Below are 15,169 nucleotides of genomic sequence, written 5' to 3' on the forward strand. Positions count from 1 at the left end.
TTTTTTTGTCGGCGTTTCTTCAGGCTGTTTAGAAATATCGTTAGTGCCCGGAGCAATAATCGGGACACACGCACGACCCAGAAGGACTTTTCTCAAATGCTGTATCAATTGCACGAAATGCAGCGCGCCTTCCTGACTCCGTTCGCTGCATTTACGGACGCCGGTTCCCAGCTGTTTTCCAGTCCCTACAGCCCTCTCGCCTATACCCCGATCTCCCGCCAGATGGCAGCCGGGTATGAGCTGATGACCCGCATCGGCAAGGAATACCAGAAGCCTGCCTGGAACCTGCCCACCACCGAAATCAACGGCAAGTCCGTCCGCGTCATCGAAGGCGTGGCCATCGACAAGCCGTTCTGCCGCCTGCTGCACTTCCAGCGCGATGTCCGCCACACGGGCCGCGACGATCCCAAGGTCCTGCTGGTGGCGCCGCTGTCCGGCCACCACGCCACCCTGCTGCGCGACACCGTGCGCGCCCTGCTGCCGGCCCACGACGTCTACGTCACCGACTGGGTCGACGCCCGCATGGTGCCGCTGTCGGCCGGTCCGTTCCATCTGAACGACTACGTGCGCTACGTGCAGGATTTCATCCGCCACCTGGGTCCGGACGTGCACGTGATTTCCGTGTGCCAGCCGACGGTGCCGGTGCTGGCCGCCGTCTCGCTGATGGCCTCCGCCAACGATCCCTGTCAGCCGCGCAGCATGGTGATGATGGGTGGTCCCATCGACCCGCGCCAGTCGCCCACGCAGGTCAACCGCCTGGCCACGACCAAGCCCTACAGCTGGTTCGAGAACCAGGTCATCCATCCGGTGCCGCCGCGCTATCCGGGCGCGGGCCGCAAGGTCTACCCGGGTTTCCTGCAGCACGCGGGGTTCATGGCCATGAACCCCGACCGCCACATGAAGTCGCATTACGACTTCTACCTGGACCTGCTGCGCGGCGACGACAGCGACGCCGAAGCGCACCGCCGCTTCTATGACGAATACAACGCCGTGCTGGACATGCCGGCCGAGTTCTATCTGGACACGATCCGCATGGTGTTCCAGGAGTTCCAGCTGCCCAACGGCACCTGGGAAGTGGACGGCAAGCTGGTGCGTCCGGCGGACATCAAGAAGGTCGCCCTGCTCACCATCGAAGGCGAACTGGACGACATCTCCGGCCAGGGCCAGACGCGCGCCGCCATCAAGCTGTGCAAGAACATCCCGGCCGAGCGCAAGACGCACTACACGGCGCCCAACTGCGGCCACTACGGCATTTTCTCGGGCCGCCGCTGGCGCGAAATGATCTGTCCTAAAATTGCCGAATTCATCCGGCAATCTGCGTAGGATGGGTGTAGCGCGAGTCAGGCCGGACTAGAACCCGGACCTCCGACGCGCGCAACCCATCAAACAGCGGTGGCTGGAAATCTCAGCGCTGTTTGATGGGTTGCGCGCGATTCGCGTTTGGGGTCCCTGATTCCTGCCTTTCGCGCCCCCGTCCCACGATTTCATCTTCACATCCATGTCCTGTCGCTCATTGGCCGACCGCATCGATGCCTTGCTACCCCAGACGCAATGCACCAAGTGCGGATACGACGGCTGCCGGCCCTATGCCGACGCCATCGCGGACGGCTCCGCCCCGATCAACCGCTGCCCGCCCGGCGGCGACGACGGTATCGCCGCGCTGGCGGTCCTGCTCGATACCCCCATCCTGCCGCTGGACGCCACCCGCGGCGAACCCGGCCCGCTGCTGGTCGCGCGCATCGACGAAGCGCACTGCATCGGCTGTACGCTGTGCATCCAGGCCTGTCCCGTGGACGCCATCGTGGGCGCCAACAAGCATATGCATACCGTGCTGGCCGACTGGTGCACCGGCTGCGACCTGTGCGTGGCGCCCTGTCCGGTCGATTGCATCCAGATGGTGCCGGCAGGTCGCGCCTGGAATTCGCAGGATGCCGCCATCAGCCGCCAGCGCCACCGCAGCCATCTGGCACGCACCGAACGCCTGGCTGCCGACAACGCACGCCTGATGGCGCCCGAAGCGGCTGCCGCGCTCAGCGCTTCCGCTCCCGCCGCCGACGAGGCGCGCAATGAGGACCGCAAGCGTTCCGCCATTGAATCCGCGCTGGCCCGCGCCCGGGCCCGCCGCAACCCCACTCAATCATGAACGCAGCCAAACGCCGAGAGATCTTCGCCCGCCTGCAGGCCGCCAACCCGCATCCGACCACCGAGCTCGAATACGACACGCCGTTCCAGTTGCTGATTGCCGTGCTGCTGTCGGCGCAGGCGACCGACAAATCGGTCAACATCGCCACGCGCAAATTCTTCCCCGCTTACGGCACGCCGCAAGCCCTGCTGGCGCTCGGCGAAGAAGGCTTGGCCGACTACATCAAGACCATCGGCCTGTACCGCACCAAGGCGAAGAACACCATCGCCACCTGCAAGATCCTGATCGAGCAGCACGGCGGCGAAGTACCGCAGACTCGCGAAGCGCTCGAAGCCCTGCCCGGCGTTGGGCGCAAGACCGCCAACGTGGTGCTCAACACGGCGTTCGGACAACCCACGATGGCGGTGGACACGCACATCTTCCGCGTGTCGAACCGCACCGGCATCGCGCCCGGCAAGAATGTGCTGGAAGTCGAACAGAAACTCGAAAAGTTCGTGCCGCGCGAATACATGCAGGACGCTCACCACTGGCTGATCCTGCTGGGCCGCTACGTCTGCGTGGCGCGCAAACCCAAATGCCCTCAATGCGGCATTTCCGACCTCTGCGAATTCAAGCAGAAGACGCCCGCCTGACGGCGCGTTAGCTTACGCGCCGACACGGCATTCGGTGCACGCAAATCGGGTTTTCCCTCCCTCTCAAATCCATCAGGCGTTGATGACGATCAACGCATATTTGCTGCATTGCATTTCCATTATGGAAAGCCTTTATTCCCTTGTGGCGCAAGCATTGTCGGCCTGCCGACAATTGCCCATTCCGCACTGCAAAACCTATGACAAACCCTCATGGAATTTTGATAAATAGGTGCGCATACTCGCCGGCAACTCATAAGAAAACTGCGATTTCCTGAACAGTTTTCCGGACCCTGCGGGGACCTGGCGCAACGACGGCAGGTGGAGACCGAAATAAATACAACGCCGGTGCAGCGAACATGGACGACACGATCCTGGAGACAAAAGGCCTCACCAAGGAATTCCGCGGATTCGTCGCGGTCAATGGGGTCGATTTGCGTATCAAGCGGGGCGAGATTCATGCCTTGATCGGGCCGAACGGCGCGGGCAAGACCACTTGCTTCAACCTGCTTACCAAGTTTCTTTCTCCCACGTCGGGAAGCATCAAGTTCAACGGTATCGACATTACCGGCGAGCGGCCCGCGCAGATCGCGCGCCGCGGCGTGATCCGTTCATTCCAGATCTCGGCGGTGTTTCCGCACCTGACCGTGCTGGAGAACGTGCGCATCGGGCTGCAGCGCAGGACCGGCCTGTCGTTCCACTTCTGGAAAAGCGACAGGCAGCTCGCCGTGCTGAATCAGCCGGCGCGCGACCTGCTGGAGCAGGTGGATCTGGGCGCCTTCGCCAACGAAACCACCGTAAACCTGCCCTATGGCCGCAAGCGCGCGCTTGAAATCGCCACCACGCTGGCGATGGAACCCGAGCTGATGCTGCTGGACGAACCCACACAAGGCATGGGCCACGAGGACGTGGACCGCGTCACGCAACTGATCAAGCGCGTCAGCGCCGGACGCACCATCCTGATGGTGGAACACAACATGAATGTCGTGTCCTCCATCGCCAACACCATTACTGTGCTGGCGCGCGGCAGCGTGCTGGCCGAAGGATCGTACGCCGAAGTCTCCCGCCATCCGGCCGTGATGCAGGCTTACATGGGCACCACCGACGGCGAACTTCAAGGAGCGCACGCATGAGCACCCCGGCACTGGAAATTTCGGGCCTGCAGGCCTGGTACGGGGAATCGCATATCCTGCACGGCGTGGATATGCGCGTTGGACAAGGCGAAGTGGTCACGCTGCTCGGACGCAACGGCGCCGGGCGCACCACCACCCTGCGGGCCATCCTGGGCCTGACGGGATCGCGCAAGGGCTCGGTGCGCATCCATGGCACCGAAGCCATCGACCTGCCCACCTACAAGATCGCCCATCTGGGCGTGGGCTATTGCCCCGAGGAACGCGGCATCTTCGCCAGCCTGTCCTGCGAAGAAAACCTGCTGCTGCCTCCGGTCGTCGGTTCGCTGGGCGGCGGCATGTCGCTGGCAGAAATCTACGACATGTTCCCCAATCTGCAGGAGCGCCGGAATTCTCCCGGCACGCGCCTGTCTGGCGGCGAACAGCAAATGCTGGCCGTGGCGCGCATCCTGCGCACCGGCGCCAACCTGCTGCTGCTCGACGAAATCTCCGAAGGCCTCGCCCCTGTCATCGTGCAGGCGCTGGCTCGCATGATCACGGCGCTGAAGCAGCGCGGCTACACCATCGTCATGGTGGAGCAAAACTTCCGCTTCGCAGCGCCCCTGGCCGACCGCTTCTACGTCATGGAGCACGGCCAGATCGTCGAGCACTTCGAAGCCGCAGAACTTTCAGAAAAACAGGACACGCTCAACGAACTGCTGGGCGTCTAGAACCTGTGTCATCCGCCGGAAATCCGGCAACACTACACCGTAGGGAAGAGAGGAGTCATCCCATGAAGCTGCACACCATCACTGCTGCACTGGCCATGGCGGGCCTGGGATTTGCTGGGGCAACCGCCCACGCGCAAGGTATCTCCGACGATGTCATCCGCATCGGCTTCATCACTGACATGTCCGGCGTGTATTCGGACATCGACGGCAAGGCCGGTCTGGAAGCCGTGCGCATGGCGATCGAGGACGCCGGCGGTTCGATCAATGGCAAGAAGATCGAAGTCGTCTCCGCAGACCACCAGAACAAGGCCGACGTGGCTTCGGCGCGCGTGCGCGAATGGTTCGACGAGCAGAAGGTGGACGTCATCATCGCCGGCACCAACTCGTCGACCAGCCTGGCCATGGCCGGCGTGGCCGCCGCGAAGAAGAAGCCCTTCATGGCGATCGGCGCGGGCGCGTCGGACCTGACCAACGCCCAATGTTCGCCCTATACCGTGCACTACGCCTACGACACCGTGGCCCTGGCGCGCGGCACGGGTTCCGCCGTGGTGAAGGACGGCGGCAAGAGCTGGTTCTTCCTGACCGCTGACTATGCCTTCGGCCACGCGCTGGAGCGCGACACCATGGCCGTGGTCAAGGCCGCGGGCGGCGAGGTCAAGGGCCAGGTGCGGGCGCCGCTGGGCGCGTCGGACTTCTCGTCCTTCCTGCTGCAGGCGCAATCGTCCAAGGCGCAGATCCTGGGCCTGGCCAACGCGGGCGGCGACACCATCAACTCGATCAAGGCCGCCAATGAATTCGGCGTGACCAAGACCATGAAGATGGCCGGCCTGCTGGTCTTCATCAACGACGTGCACGCGCTGGGCCTGCAAGCCACGCAAGGCATGTACCTGACCGACGGCTGGTACTGGGATCAATCCGACGCCTCGCGCGCCTGGTCCAAGAAGTTCGAAGCCAAGGTCGGCCGCAAGCCCTCCATGCTGCAGGCGGGCGACTACTCGGCCACGGCTTTCTACCTGAACGCCATCAAGGCCACCGGCACGGACGACGGCGACGCCGTCATGAAGTGGATGAAGTCGAACAAGGTCAACGACTTCTTCGCGCAAGGCGGTTATGTGCGCGAAGACGGCCGCATGATCCACGACATGTACCTGATGCAGGTCAAGACGCCGGCCGAATCCAAGGCCCCGTGGGACTATTACAAGGTCGTGGCGACGCTGCCCGGCGACGAGGTCTACACCAAGTTGTCCGAGTCCACCTGCAAGCTGGTCAAGAAGTAATCCAGCCCATGTGCCCCAGACGCGACCCGGCGATCCTACCCGTCGGGCCGCGTTTTGATTAGCTCGCTTCCCTCCGTACGCGCAGGATTTTCATAAGATGACTGACATTTTCGGCATCCCCATACAGGCCTTGTTCGGCCAGCTTTTGCTAGGCCTGGTCAACGGCTCCTTCTACGCCATGCTGTCGCTCGGGCTGGCCGTCATCTTCGGGCTGCTGAACGTCATCAACTTCGCGCACGGCGCGCTCTACATGCTGGGCGCGTTCATCGCCTGGATGGGGCTGTCGTACCTGGGGTTGAACTACTGGGTCATGCTGATCCTGGCGCCGCTGGTCGTCGGGCTGTTCGGCATCATCATAGAAAAGCTGTTGCTGCGACACCTGTACAAGCTCGATCACCTGTACGGGCTGCTGCTGACCTTCGGCTTGACGCTGCTCATCGAAGGTCTGTTCCGCAGCTTCTACGGCGTCTCGGGTCAGCCCTACCCCACGCCTGACGCCTTGCGCGGCGCCACCAACCTGGGCTTCATGATCCTGCCGAATTACCGCGGCTGGGTCGTGGCAGCCTCCCTGGTAGTGTGTCTGGCAACCTGGTTCGTCATCGAACGCACCCGCCTGGGCGCACTGTTGCGCGCCGGCACCGAAAACCCCCGCCTGGTCGAGGCCTTCGGCGTGAACGTGCCGCGCATGATCACCCTGACCTATGGCTTCGGCGTGGCGCTGGCGGGCTTTGCCGGCGTGCTGGCCGCGCCCGTGCTGCAGATTTCCCCGCTGATGGGCTCCAACCTCATCATCGTCGTGTTCGCCGTGGTCGTGATCGGTGGCATGGGGTCCATCATGGGCGCCATCGTGACCGGTCTGGGCCTGGGCGTGATCGAAGGACTGACCAAGGTGTTCTGGCCCGAGGCCTCCAGCACGGTCGTGTTCATCATCATGGCCATCGTTCTGTTGATCCGCCCGGCCGGGCTGTTCGGAAAAGAAAAATGAATCGTCAATTCCTGGGCTATGCGGTACTGGCCATCGTGGTGGCCATTCTTCCCTTTATCGGGGTCTATCCGATCTTCGCCATGAAGATCATGTGCTACGCGCTCTTCGCCTGCGCATTCAACCTGCTGCTGGGTTTCACCGGGCTGCTGTCGTTCGGCCACGCCGCCTTCCTGGGCAGCGCGGCCTACGCCACCGGCCACGCGCTCAAGGTATGGGGCTTCCCCACCGAGGTCGGCCTGCTGTTCGGCGTGGCCGTGGCGGGGCTGCTGGGCCTGGCGATGGGCGCCATCGCCATCCGCCGCAGCGGCATCTATTTCGCCATGATCACCCTGGCGCTGTCGCAGATGGTGTTCTTCTTCTTCCTCCAGGCGAAGTTCACCGGCGGCGAGGACGGCCTGCAAAGCGTGCCGCGCGGCACCCTGTTCGGGCTGATCGACCTGTCCAAGGACCTGAACCTGTACTACGTGGTGATGGCCATCTTCGTCATCGGCTACTTCATTATCTGGCGCACGGTGAATTCGCCCTTCGGCCAGGTGCTGCAGGCGCTGCGCGAAAACGAACCGCGGGCCATCTCGCTGGGCTACGACGTCGACCGCTTCAAGCTGCTGGCCTTCGTGCTGTCGGCCGCGCTGGCCGGCCTGGCGGGCGCCACCAAGACCCTGGTCTTCGTGTCGGCCACCTTGTCCGATGCCACCTGGCAGATGTCCGGCCTGGTCATCCTGATGACGCTGATCGGCGGGCTGGGCACCTTGACCGGTCCCATCCTCGGCGCCTTCATCGTGGTGCTGATGGAAAACAAGGTGGGCGACTTCGGCCAGATGATGGCCAACCTGACCGGCGTGGACTGGTTCCTGCGCCTGGGCGAATCGGTCACCATCGTGATCGGCCTGATCTTCGTGATCTGCGTGCTGGCCTTCCGCCGCGGCATCGTGGGCGAGGTCGGCGCCTTCATCGATCGCCGCCGCGCCGCCCGCGCCTGATCCTGACAGCGCAAGCACGGGGCCGCTTTATGCGGCCCCGTTTTCATTTGGCGCGGCGGCTGCCGCCCGTACAATGAACGGCACCCAACCAAACAGGTGCCTGACCATGCGCAAACCGCATCCGCTCGCCCCCGTCCTTGGCGCCCTGGCGCTGGCCGCAGCCCTCCTTCCCGCGGCTGCTCAAGCCGCGGATTCCGCCGCGCCGGTATGTGAAGTCAAGCGGCCCGTCCGCTTCAGCGGCCTGAACTGGGAATCCAACCTGGTGCTGGCCGGCATCGAACGCTATGTGCTGGAACACGGCTACGGCTGCAAGACCACGGTCGAAATCGGCGAAACCCTGCCCATGCTGGCGGCGCTGCAACGCGGCGACGTCGACGTCACGCCGGAAGTGTGGCCCGGCCAGATCGAGGGTGCATGGAAGAAGGCCCTGGCCAGCGGCAAGGTGCTGGGCGTGGGCCACGTCTACGACGCCGGCGAAGGCTGGTACGTGCCTCGCTACACCGTCGAGCGCCATCCCGAGCTGAAGTCCGCGGCCGACCTGGCGCGCTTCAAGGACGTGTTCGCCGATCCCGAAGAACCCGGCCGCGGCCGGATCTACGGCTGCCCGGCGGGCTGGGCCTGCGGCACCCTGAACGAGAACCTGCTGCGCGCCTTGAAGCTCGATAAGGACTACGCGATGTTCGCGCCCGGCTCCGGCGCCGCGCAGAAAGCCGCCATCGTGTCCGCCTACAAGCGCAAACGCGACATCGTCTTCTACTACTGGACGCCCACCTCGTTGGTCGGCGCGCTGGATCTGGTGAAGCTGGAACTGCCCGCGTTCGACCAGGCCGCCTACACCTGCATGACCGATCCCAAGTGCGCGAATCCCGTGCCCACCGAGTTCAAGCCCAACCCCGTCGTCACCGGCGTGAACGCCGAGTTCGCGAAACAGGCGCCGCAGATCGCCGAATTCCTGGGCAAGCTGACTGTGCCCAGCGACGCCATCGACGCCACCCTGGGCTGGCTGGAAAACGAAGGCAAGGAACCCGAGGACGCCGCGCGCTATTTCCTCAAGCAGTACGGCCCGGTCTGGCGGCAATGGATGCCGGCGCAGGCAGCCGACCGCGTGCAGGCGGCGCTGGCGCGCGAATGACGGCGCGAAGCCGGCCGCTGCCTCATGTATCCTGACGTTTCGGCGCGCCGATAGCGCCACCCCAATTCAAGTGAAGGAAGACAACCATGGATGCCTTGTTCTGGCACAACGGTCACTGGACCACTGAAAACCCCAAATTGCTCGGCCCGGCCGACCACGCCTTCTGGATGGCCAGCATGGTGTTCGACGGCGCGCGCGCATTCCGCGGCCTGACGCCCGACCTGGATCTGCATTGCCAGCGCGTGGTGCGCTCGGCCGAAAAAATGCTGATGAAGCCCCAGATCGGCTGGGAAGAGATCCAAAAGCTGTGCCTGCAGGCTGTAGCCAAGTTCCCGCAAGGCAGCGAACTCTACATCAAGCCCATGTTCTATTGCGCCGACGGCTTCCTGCTGCCGGACGCTGACAAGACCCAGTTCGTGCTGCACGTGTTCAAGGTGCCGATGCCGGGCGACCAGGGCTTTTCCGCCTGCTTCTCCAGCTTTGCGCGTTCCTGGCCCAACATGGCGCCCACCGACGCCAAGGCGTCCTGCCTGTACCCCAACGGCCAGCGCGCCATCCGCGAGGCCGCCGAAAAGGGCTTCGACAACGCCATCATGCTGGACGGCGCGGGCAACATCGCCGAATTCGCCACCAGCAACCTGTGGATCGCCAAGAACGGCGTGGTGTCCACGCCCGCCGACAACGGCACCTTCCTGAACGGCATCACGCGCCGCCGCGTGCTGGCGCTGTTGAAGGCCGACGGCGTCGACGTGCAGGAACGCAGCCTGACCCGCGCCGACATCGAGGAAGCCGATGAAGTGTTCTCGTCCGGCAACTACGGCAAGGTGGTGCACGTGAACCGCGTGGAAGACCGCCAGCTGGAATACGGCCCCATGGCCCGCCGCGCGCACAAGCTATACATGGATTACGCGGAAAGCACCGGCGCGAAGTAGGATCGCCGCCGTTTCAGCCCCCTCCCTGCTGCCCGCCCCTGTGCGGGCAGCGTCGTTCTCAGGAATGCCTCATGCAGACCCGACGTGATTTTCTCCGCAGCGGCGCGACGCTGGCCGGCGCCGGCAGCGCCCTGGCCCTGCTGCCCGCCTCCATCCGCCGCGCGCTCGCGATCCCCGCGGCGCGGCGCACGGGCACGATCCGCGACGTGGAACACATCGTGATCTTCATGCAGGAGAACCGCGCGTTCGATCATTACTTCGGCGCGCTGGCCGGCGTACGCGGGTTTGGCGACCGCTTTCCCATACCCGTGCCGGATAGCCCCGACGCGCGCCATCGCACCGTCTGGGCGCAATACAACGACAAACCCGATGAAGGCGCGCCGCGCACGGTCCTGCCCTTCCATCTGGATACGCGCGAGGCCTTCGAAACCATGCGCGTGGCCAGCACGCCGCACACCTGGTCCAACGCGCAGGACGCCTGGGACGCGGGCCGCATGGGCAACTGGCCGGCCGCCAAGAAGAACCATTCGATGGCGTACTTCACGGACGAGGACATGCCCTTCCAGTACGCCATGGCGCGCGCCTTCACGGTCTGCGACGCCTATCACTGCTCGTTCACCGGCGGCACCAACACCAACCGGCTGTTCGTCTGGACCGGCACCAACGACGGCCTGGGCCGCGGCAACGGCCCGGCCTTGGGCAATACCTACAACAAGCTCACGGGCGGCGATCCGGCGCGCGCCTACACCTGGACGACCTATCCCGAACGCCTGGAGGCCGCCGGCATCAGCTGGCGCATCTACCAGAACATGGCGGACAATTATTCGCTGAACCCGACCGCCGGCTTCAAGGCCTACCGCGACGCCTATCATGGCGCGCCGGGCGCGGCGGCCGCGCTGAAGGAAAAGGCGCTCACCACCCGCGGCCTGGACCTGCTACGCCAGGACGTGCTGGACGGCACGCTGCCGCAGGTCTCGTGGATCTGCGCCACCAAGGCCGGCTCCGAGCATCCCAGCCCGTCCAGCCCGGCGCAAGGCGCTGACTACACGGCCCGGGTGCTGGATGCGTTGACGGCCAACCCGGAGGTCTGGAGCAAGACCGTCCTGTTGCTGATGTTCGACGAAAACGACGGCTTCTTCGACCACATGCCGCCGCCCGCGCCGCCTGCGCGCGATGCATCGGGCGCGCTGGCCGGGGCGTCCACGGTAAATACGCGCGGCGAGTATCACGAGATCGTCGCCGGCGCAGAGAAGGACGACACGCTGGCGCATCTGCACGGCGTCTACGGCCTGGGTCCGCGCGTGCCCATGTACGTGCTGTCGCCCTGGACCAAGGGCGGCTGGGTCAACTCCCAAGTGTTCGACCACACTTCCGTGCTGCGCTTCATCGAGCAACGCTTCGGCGTGGCCGAGCCCAATATCTCGCCGTGGCGGCGCGCGGTCTGTGGCGACCTGACCTCGATCTTCGATTTCGCCGCGCCGGACGGCGCAGGCCTGCCCAGCGGCTTTCCAGCCACCGCCGAACGCGCCGGCCTCGCATCGGCGCTGCCGGGCACCGTCACGCCGCCCGCGCCGCTGCAGCCGGGGCCGGCGCGGCAGCAGGCGGGCACGCGCCCGTCGCGCCCCCTGCCCTATGCGTTGCAGGTCCACGCGCGCGCGGACGCGGCAAGCGTCACGCTGCGTTTCGAGAACAGCGGCACGGCGGGCGCGGTGCTGCACGTCTATGACCGGCTGCATCTGGACCGCGGCCCGCGCCGCTACACCGTGGAAGCCGGCAAGCACCTGGAGGGCGCATGGCAGACCGCCGCTGACGATGGACGCTACGATCTGTGGGTGCTGGGTCCCAACGGTTTCCATCGCCATTGCACCGGCCGCGCCGGCCTGCCGGCGCTGGAGGTCTTGGCCGCCTACCAGGGGCCTGGCGCATCGCTGCAACTGACACTGCACAACCCCGCCCCGCAGGCCCGTTCATTCCGGGTGAAAGCCAACGCCTACGGCTATCCCCAGGAAGAGGATGCCACGCTCGCTCCCGGCGAGACGGTCAGCCTGTCCTGGGACATGACCCGCAGCGCGGGATGGTATGACCTGACCGTGCGCGAAAGCGGCGATCCGACCTACACGCGGCGTCTGGCCGGCCGCATCGAAACCGGCGCCCCCTCCACTTCCGATCCCGCAATGGGACAGGAGCTGATATTGCAATGGATACCCCAGGCATGAAACCACCTGCCCCCTATGAAAACGCCGTGACCTTCCAGTTCGGCGACTCGTCCGAGTTAGCCGACGAATTGCTTGCGCTGGTGCTGGCCGGCACGAAGACCGCCACCTGCGGCGCGTTGCGCGACTTCAACGAACAAGAACCTGTGCCCGAGGCCGGTCGGCGTGACGTGGTGCTGGACGGCTCGGGCCGCCCGGCTTGCGTGATCGAGACGCTCAGCGTGCTGATCCAGCGCTTCGATCAGGTGGACGAGGCGTTCGCGCTGGCCGAAGGCGAAGGCCCGTACGAGGCATGGCGCGATGCGCACATTGCTTATTTCGACCGCAACGGCGGCTATGCGCCGGACCTGGTGCTGGTGTGCGAACGGTTCCGGGTGGTCGAGGTCTTCGAACGATAAAAAAAAGCCGGACACCCTGCGGCGTCCGGCTCTTCGTGTGCTCGGGGTCGGTCAGCTTTGCTCGCCGCCCTTGCCCAGGCCCAGATAGCTTTCGATGACCTTCGGGTCGCCGGCCAGCTCGCGCGCCGGGCCGTGCAGGATGACTTCGCCGGTTTCCAGCACGTAGCCGTAATCGGCCACCTGCAACGCGGCGCGCGCGTTCTGTTCCACCAGCAGGATTGCCACGCCGGTCTCGCGCAGGCGCGCGATGATGTGGAAGATCTCGCGCACGATGCGCGGCGCCAGGCCCAGGCTGGGCTCATCGAGCATCAGCAGGTTGGGCTTGGCCATCAATGCACGGCCGACGGCCAGCATCTGGCGTTCGCCGCCCGACAGCGTGCCGGCCTGCTGGGCGCGGCGCTCGCGCAGCCGCGGGAACAGGTCGAAGACTTCGTTCAGCGTGTCGCGCCAGCCGCTTTCGCGGGCGCGGTAGCGGCGGAACCCGCCCAGCAGCAGGTTGTCTTCCACCGACATGGTGCCGAACAGTTCGCGGCGCTCTGGCACCAGCGACATGCCAGCCGCGACGCGGCGCTCGACCTGCCAGCCCGATACGTCGGTGCCGGCGTATTGCACGGTGCCGGCCGCGTGGCCGGTCTGGGGCAGCGAGCCCATCATGGCGTTCAGCATGGTGGACTTGCCGGCGCCGTTGGCGCCGATCACCGTGACGATGCTGCCGGCGGGCACGGTGAGCGAGGCGCCCACCAGCGCGCCCACCTTGCCGTAGCGGGCGGACAGGTTGCTGACTTCGAGTACGGGAGCGCTCATCACACGCCTCCTGCCGACACGGGCTTGGCCTGGTCCGCTTCGGGCAGGTCATCATCGATGCCGCCCAGGTAGGCTTCCAGCACCGCCGGGTTCTTTTGCACGTCGGCCGGCACGCCTTCCGCCAGCTTGGTGCCGAAATCCATCACCACGAGGTGGTTGGTCAGACGCATCACAAAATCCATATCGTGTTCGACGAGCAGAATGCTCATGCCCTCGGCGCGCAACTGTTCCAGCACGCGCGCCAGGTCCTGCTTTTCCTTGTAGCGCAGGCCTGCGGCGGGTTCGTCCAGCAGCAGCAGCACGGGGTCGGCGGCCAGGGCGCGCGCGATTTCCAGGATGCGTTGCTGGCCCAGCGCCAGGTTGCCGGCCTGCTCGTACAGGTACTCGCCCAGGCCGACGCGCTTGATCTGTTCGGCGGCCTCGTGCAGCAGCTGCGCCTCGCGGGCGCGGTCCGAATGCAGGGCGCCCGCCAGCACGCCGACGTCGGAGCGCAGGTGCGCGCCCAGCGCCACGTTTTCCAGCACGGTCATGCCGGGCAGCAGCTGCACGTGCTGGAAGGTGCGACCCACGCCCAGCTTGGCGATGTCGCGCGCCGAACGGCTGTCGATGCGCTGGCCCATGAAGGTGACCTTGCCGCGCGTCACCGGCAGCACGCCGCTGATCAGGTTGAAGGTCGTGCTCTTGCCGGCGCCGTTCGGACCGATCAGGCCCATGATCTCGCCGGACGCGACCTTGAAGGAAATATCGTTGACGGCGACCAGCCCGCCGAATTCCTTGCGGATGGCGTCGACTTCGAGCACCACCTGGCCAGCTTGCGGGCGCACGCGCGTCGGCAGGGCCGGCGCGGACGCGGGCGGCGCCAGATTGCGGCGCGAGCTATCGGCGCCGGTAATGCTGTCCCACCAGCCCGCCAGGATCGGCCACAGGCCGTTGCGGGCGTATTGCAGCATCAGGATCAGCAGCACGCCGAAGACGATCATCTCGAAGTTGGCGTTGGTGTCCAGCAGCTTGGGCAGCAGGTTCTGCAACTGGTCCTTCAGCACCAGGATGACGCTGGAGCCCAGCAGGGCGCCCCAGACGTAGCCGGCGCCGCCGACCACCGCCATGAACAGGTACTCGATGCCGTAGTTGATGCCGAACGGGCTGGGGCTGACGGCGCGCTGCATGTGCGCGTAGAGCCAACCCGAGACGCAGGCCAGCAGCGCCGCCCAGACGAAGATCACGACCTTGTAGGCGGCGGTGTTCACGCCCATGGACTCGGCCATGCCGGCGCCGCTCTTGAGCGCGCGGATGGCGCGGCCCGGACGCGAGTTCAGCAGGTTGCGGGTCGCCCACAGCGCCAGCAGCACGAACACCCAGATCAGGTAATAGATGTGGCGGCCGCTGGCCAGGGACATGCCGAAGATGCTGATGGGCTCGATGCCGGCGATGCCGTCATGCTTGCCCAGCCAGTCGATATTGCCGAACAGGAAGTACAGCGACAGGCCCCAGGCGATGGTGCCCAGCGGCAGGTAGTGGCCCGACAGGCGCAGGGTGATCGCGCCCAGCAGGTAGGCCACGACGGCCGTCAGGATCAGCCCGGCCGGCAACGCCAGCCAGGGCGAGACATCGTATTGCGTGGTCAGGTAGGCGGTGGTGTAGGCGCCCAGGCCCACGAACGCCGCCTGGCCGAACGAGGTCAGGCCGCCCACGCCGGTCAAGAGCACCAGGCCCAGCACCACCAGGCTGGCCAGCCCGATGTAATTGAGTTGCGTCACCCAGAATTCGGGCGTGACCGGCAGCAGTGGCAGGCCAGCCAGGACGACGATGAAGACGGCAAGCAGAATGCGGTTCATG

14 protein-coding genes are annotated in these 15,169 nt (G+C 65.5%); 12 read left to right on the forward strand and 2 right to left on the reverse strand.

Annotated features, from left to right (window positions below; all coding sequences use genetic code 11):
• The first annotated feature begins 96 nt into the window (after positions 1-96).
• The 12 genes from AC1RHV_RS22160 to AC1RHV_RS22215 all read left to right on the forward strand — a co-directional run bounded on the left by AC1RHV_RS22160 (position 97) and on the right by AC1RHV_RS22215 (position 12,529).
• Positions 97-1,323 carry a polyhydroxyalkanoate depolymerase gene (locus tag AC1RHV_RS22160; RefSeq protein WP_119450983.1) on the forward strand — a complete coding sequence of 409 codons (1,227 nt, stop codon included), beginning with the start codon at positions 97-99 and terminating at the stop codon, positions 1,321-1,323.
• A 175-nt stretch (positions 1,324-1,498) separates the two neighbouring features.
• Positions 1,499-2,143, forward strand: coding sequence for an electron transport complex subunit RsxB (gene rsxB, locus AC1RHV_RS22165; protein WP_492301988.1), 645 nt, complete (start codon positions 1,499-1,501; stop codon positions 2,141-2,143).
• Complete coding sequence (gene nth / locus AC1RHV_RS22170; protein ID WP_054450563.1) at positions 2,140-2,775, forward strand: endonuclease III; 636 nt, start codon at positions 2,140-2,142, stop codon at positions 2,773-2,775. Before rsxB ends, nth begins: the two co-directional genes overlap by 4 nt.
• A gap of 356 nt (positions 2,776-3,131) precedes the next feature.
• Entirely contained in the window at positions 3,132-3,905 is a 774-nt protein-coding gene (locus tag AC1RHV_RS22175; protein WP_054450562.1) for an ABC transporter ATP-binding protein, read from the forward strand.
• The gene (locus tag AC1RHV_RS22180; RefSeq protein WP_013392192.1) at positions 3,902-4,612 is read left to right on the forward strand and encodes an ABC transporter ATP-binding protein; all 711 of its coding nucleotides are present in this window, start codon (positions 3,902-3,904) and stop codon (positions 4,610-4,612) included. Before AC1RHV_RS22175 ends, AC1RHV_RS22180 begins: the two co-directional genes overlap by 4 nt.
• Positions 4,613-4,674: 62 nt before the next feature.
• Positions 4,675-5,889 (forward strand): ABC transporter substrate-binding protein, encoded by a 1,215-nt coding sequence (locus tag AC1RHV_RS22185; RefSeq protein ID WP_054450561.1) that lies wholly within the window; start codon positions 4,675-4,677, stop codon positions 5,887-5,889.
• 97 nt (positions 5,890-5,986) lie between these two features.
• Complete coding sequence (locus AC1RHV_RS22190) at positions 5,987-6,874, forward strand: branched-chain amino acid ABC transporter permease (RefSeq protein WP_054450560.1); 888 nt, start codon at positions 5,987-5,989, stop codon at positions 6,872-6,874.
• Positions 6,871-7,854 carry a branched-chain amino acid ABC transporter permease gene (locus AC1RHV_RS22195; protein WP_054450559.1) on the forward strand — a complete coding sequence of 328 codons (984 nt, stop codon included), beginning with the start codon at positions 6,871-6,873 and terminating at the stop codon, positions 7,852-7,854. The genes AC1RHV_RS22190 and AC1RHV_RS22195 overlap by 4 nt, the downstream gene beginning before the upstream one ends.
• Positions 7,855-7,960: 106 nt before the next feature.
• Positions 7,961-8,986, forward strand: a complete 1,026-nt coding sequence (locus tag AC1RHV_RS22200) for an ABC transporter substrate-binding protein (protein WP_054450558.1) — start codon at positions 7,961-7,963, stop codon at positions 8,984-8,986.
• 86 nt (positions 8,987-9,072) lie between these two features.
• Complete coding sequence (locus AC1RHV_RS22205; protein WP_054450557.1) at positions 9,073-9,918, forward strand: branched-chain amino acid aminotransferase; 846 nt, start codon at positions 9,073-9,075, stop codon at positions 9,916-9,918.
• A 71-nt stretch (positions 9,919-9,989) separates the two neighbouring features.
• Positions 9,990-12,134: a phosphocholine-specific phospholipase C gene (locus tag AC1RHV_RS22210; protein ID WP_492301990.1), complete on the forward strand. Its 2,145-nt coding sequence runs from the start codon at positions 9,990-9,992 to the stop codon at positions 12,132-12,134.
• On the forward strand, positions 12,131-12,529 hold the full coding sequence (locus tag AC1RHV_RS22215) for an ASCH domain-containing protein (RefSeq protein WP_254596625.1): 399 nt from the start codon (positions 12,131-12,133) through the stop codon (positions 12,527-12,529). Before AC1RHV_RS22210 ends, AC1RHV_RS22215 begins: the two co-directional genes overlap by 4 nt.
• A 51-nt stretch (positions 12,530-12,580) precedes the next feature.
• Here the strand turns inward: AC1RHV_RS22215 and AC1RHV_RS22220 are convergent, their stop codons facing one another.
• Positions 12,581-13,333, reverse strand: a complete 753-nt coding sequence (locus tag AC1RHV_RS22220) for an ABC transporter ATP-binding protein (RefSeq protein ID WP_054450551.1) — start codon at positions 13,331-13,333, stop codon at positions 12,581-12,583.
• Positions 13,333-15,168, reverse strand: coding sequence for a branched-chain amino acid ABC transporter ATP-binding protein/permease (locus AC1RHV_RS22225; RefSeq protein ID WP_054450549.1), 1,836 nt, complete (start codon positions 15,166-15,168; stop codon positions 13,333-13,335). The genes AC1RHV_RS22220 and AC1RHV_RS22225 overlap by 1 nt, the downstream gene beginning before the upstream one ends.
• Position 15,169 lies beyond the last annotated feature (1 nt).

It is taken from the genome of Achromobacter sp. GW823-FHT04E03 (assembly GCF_058796095.1).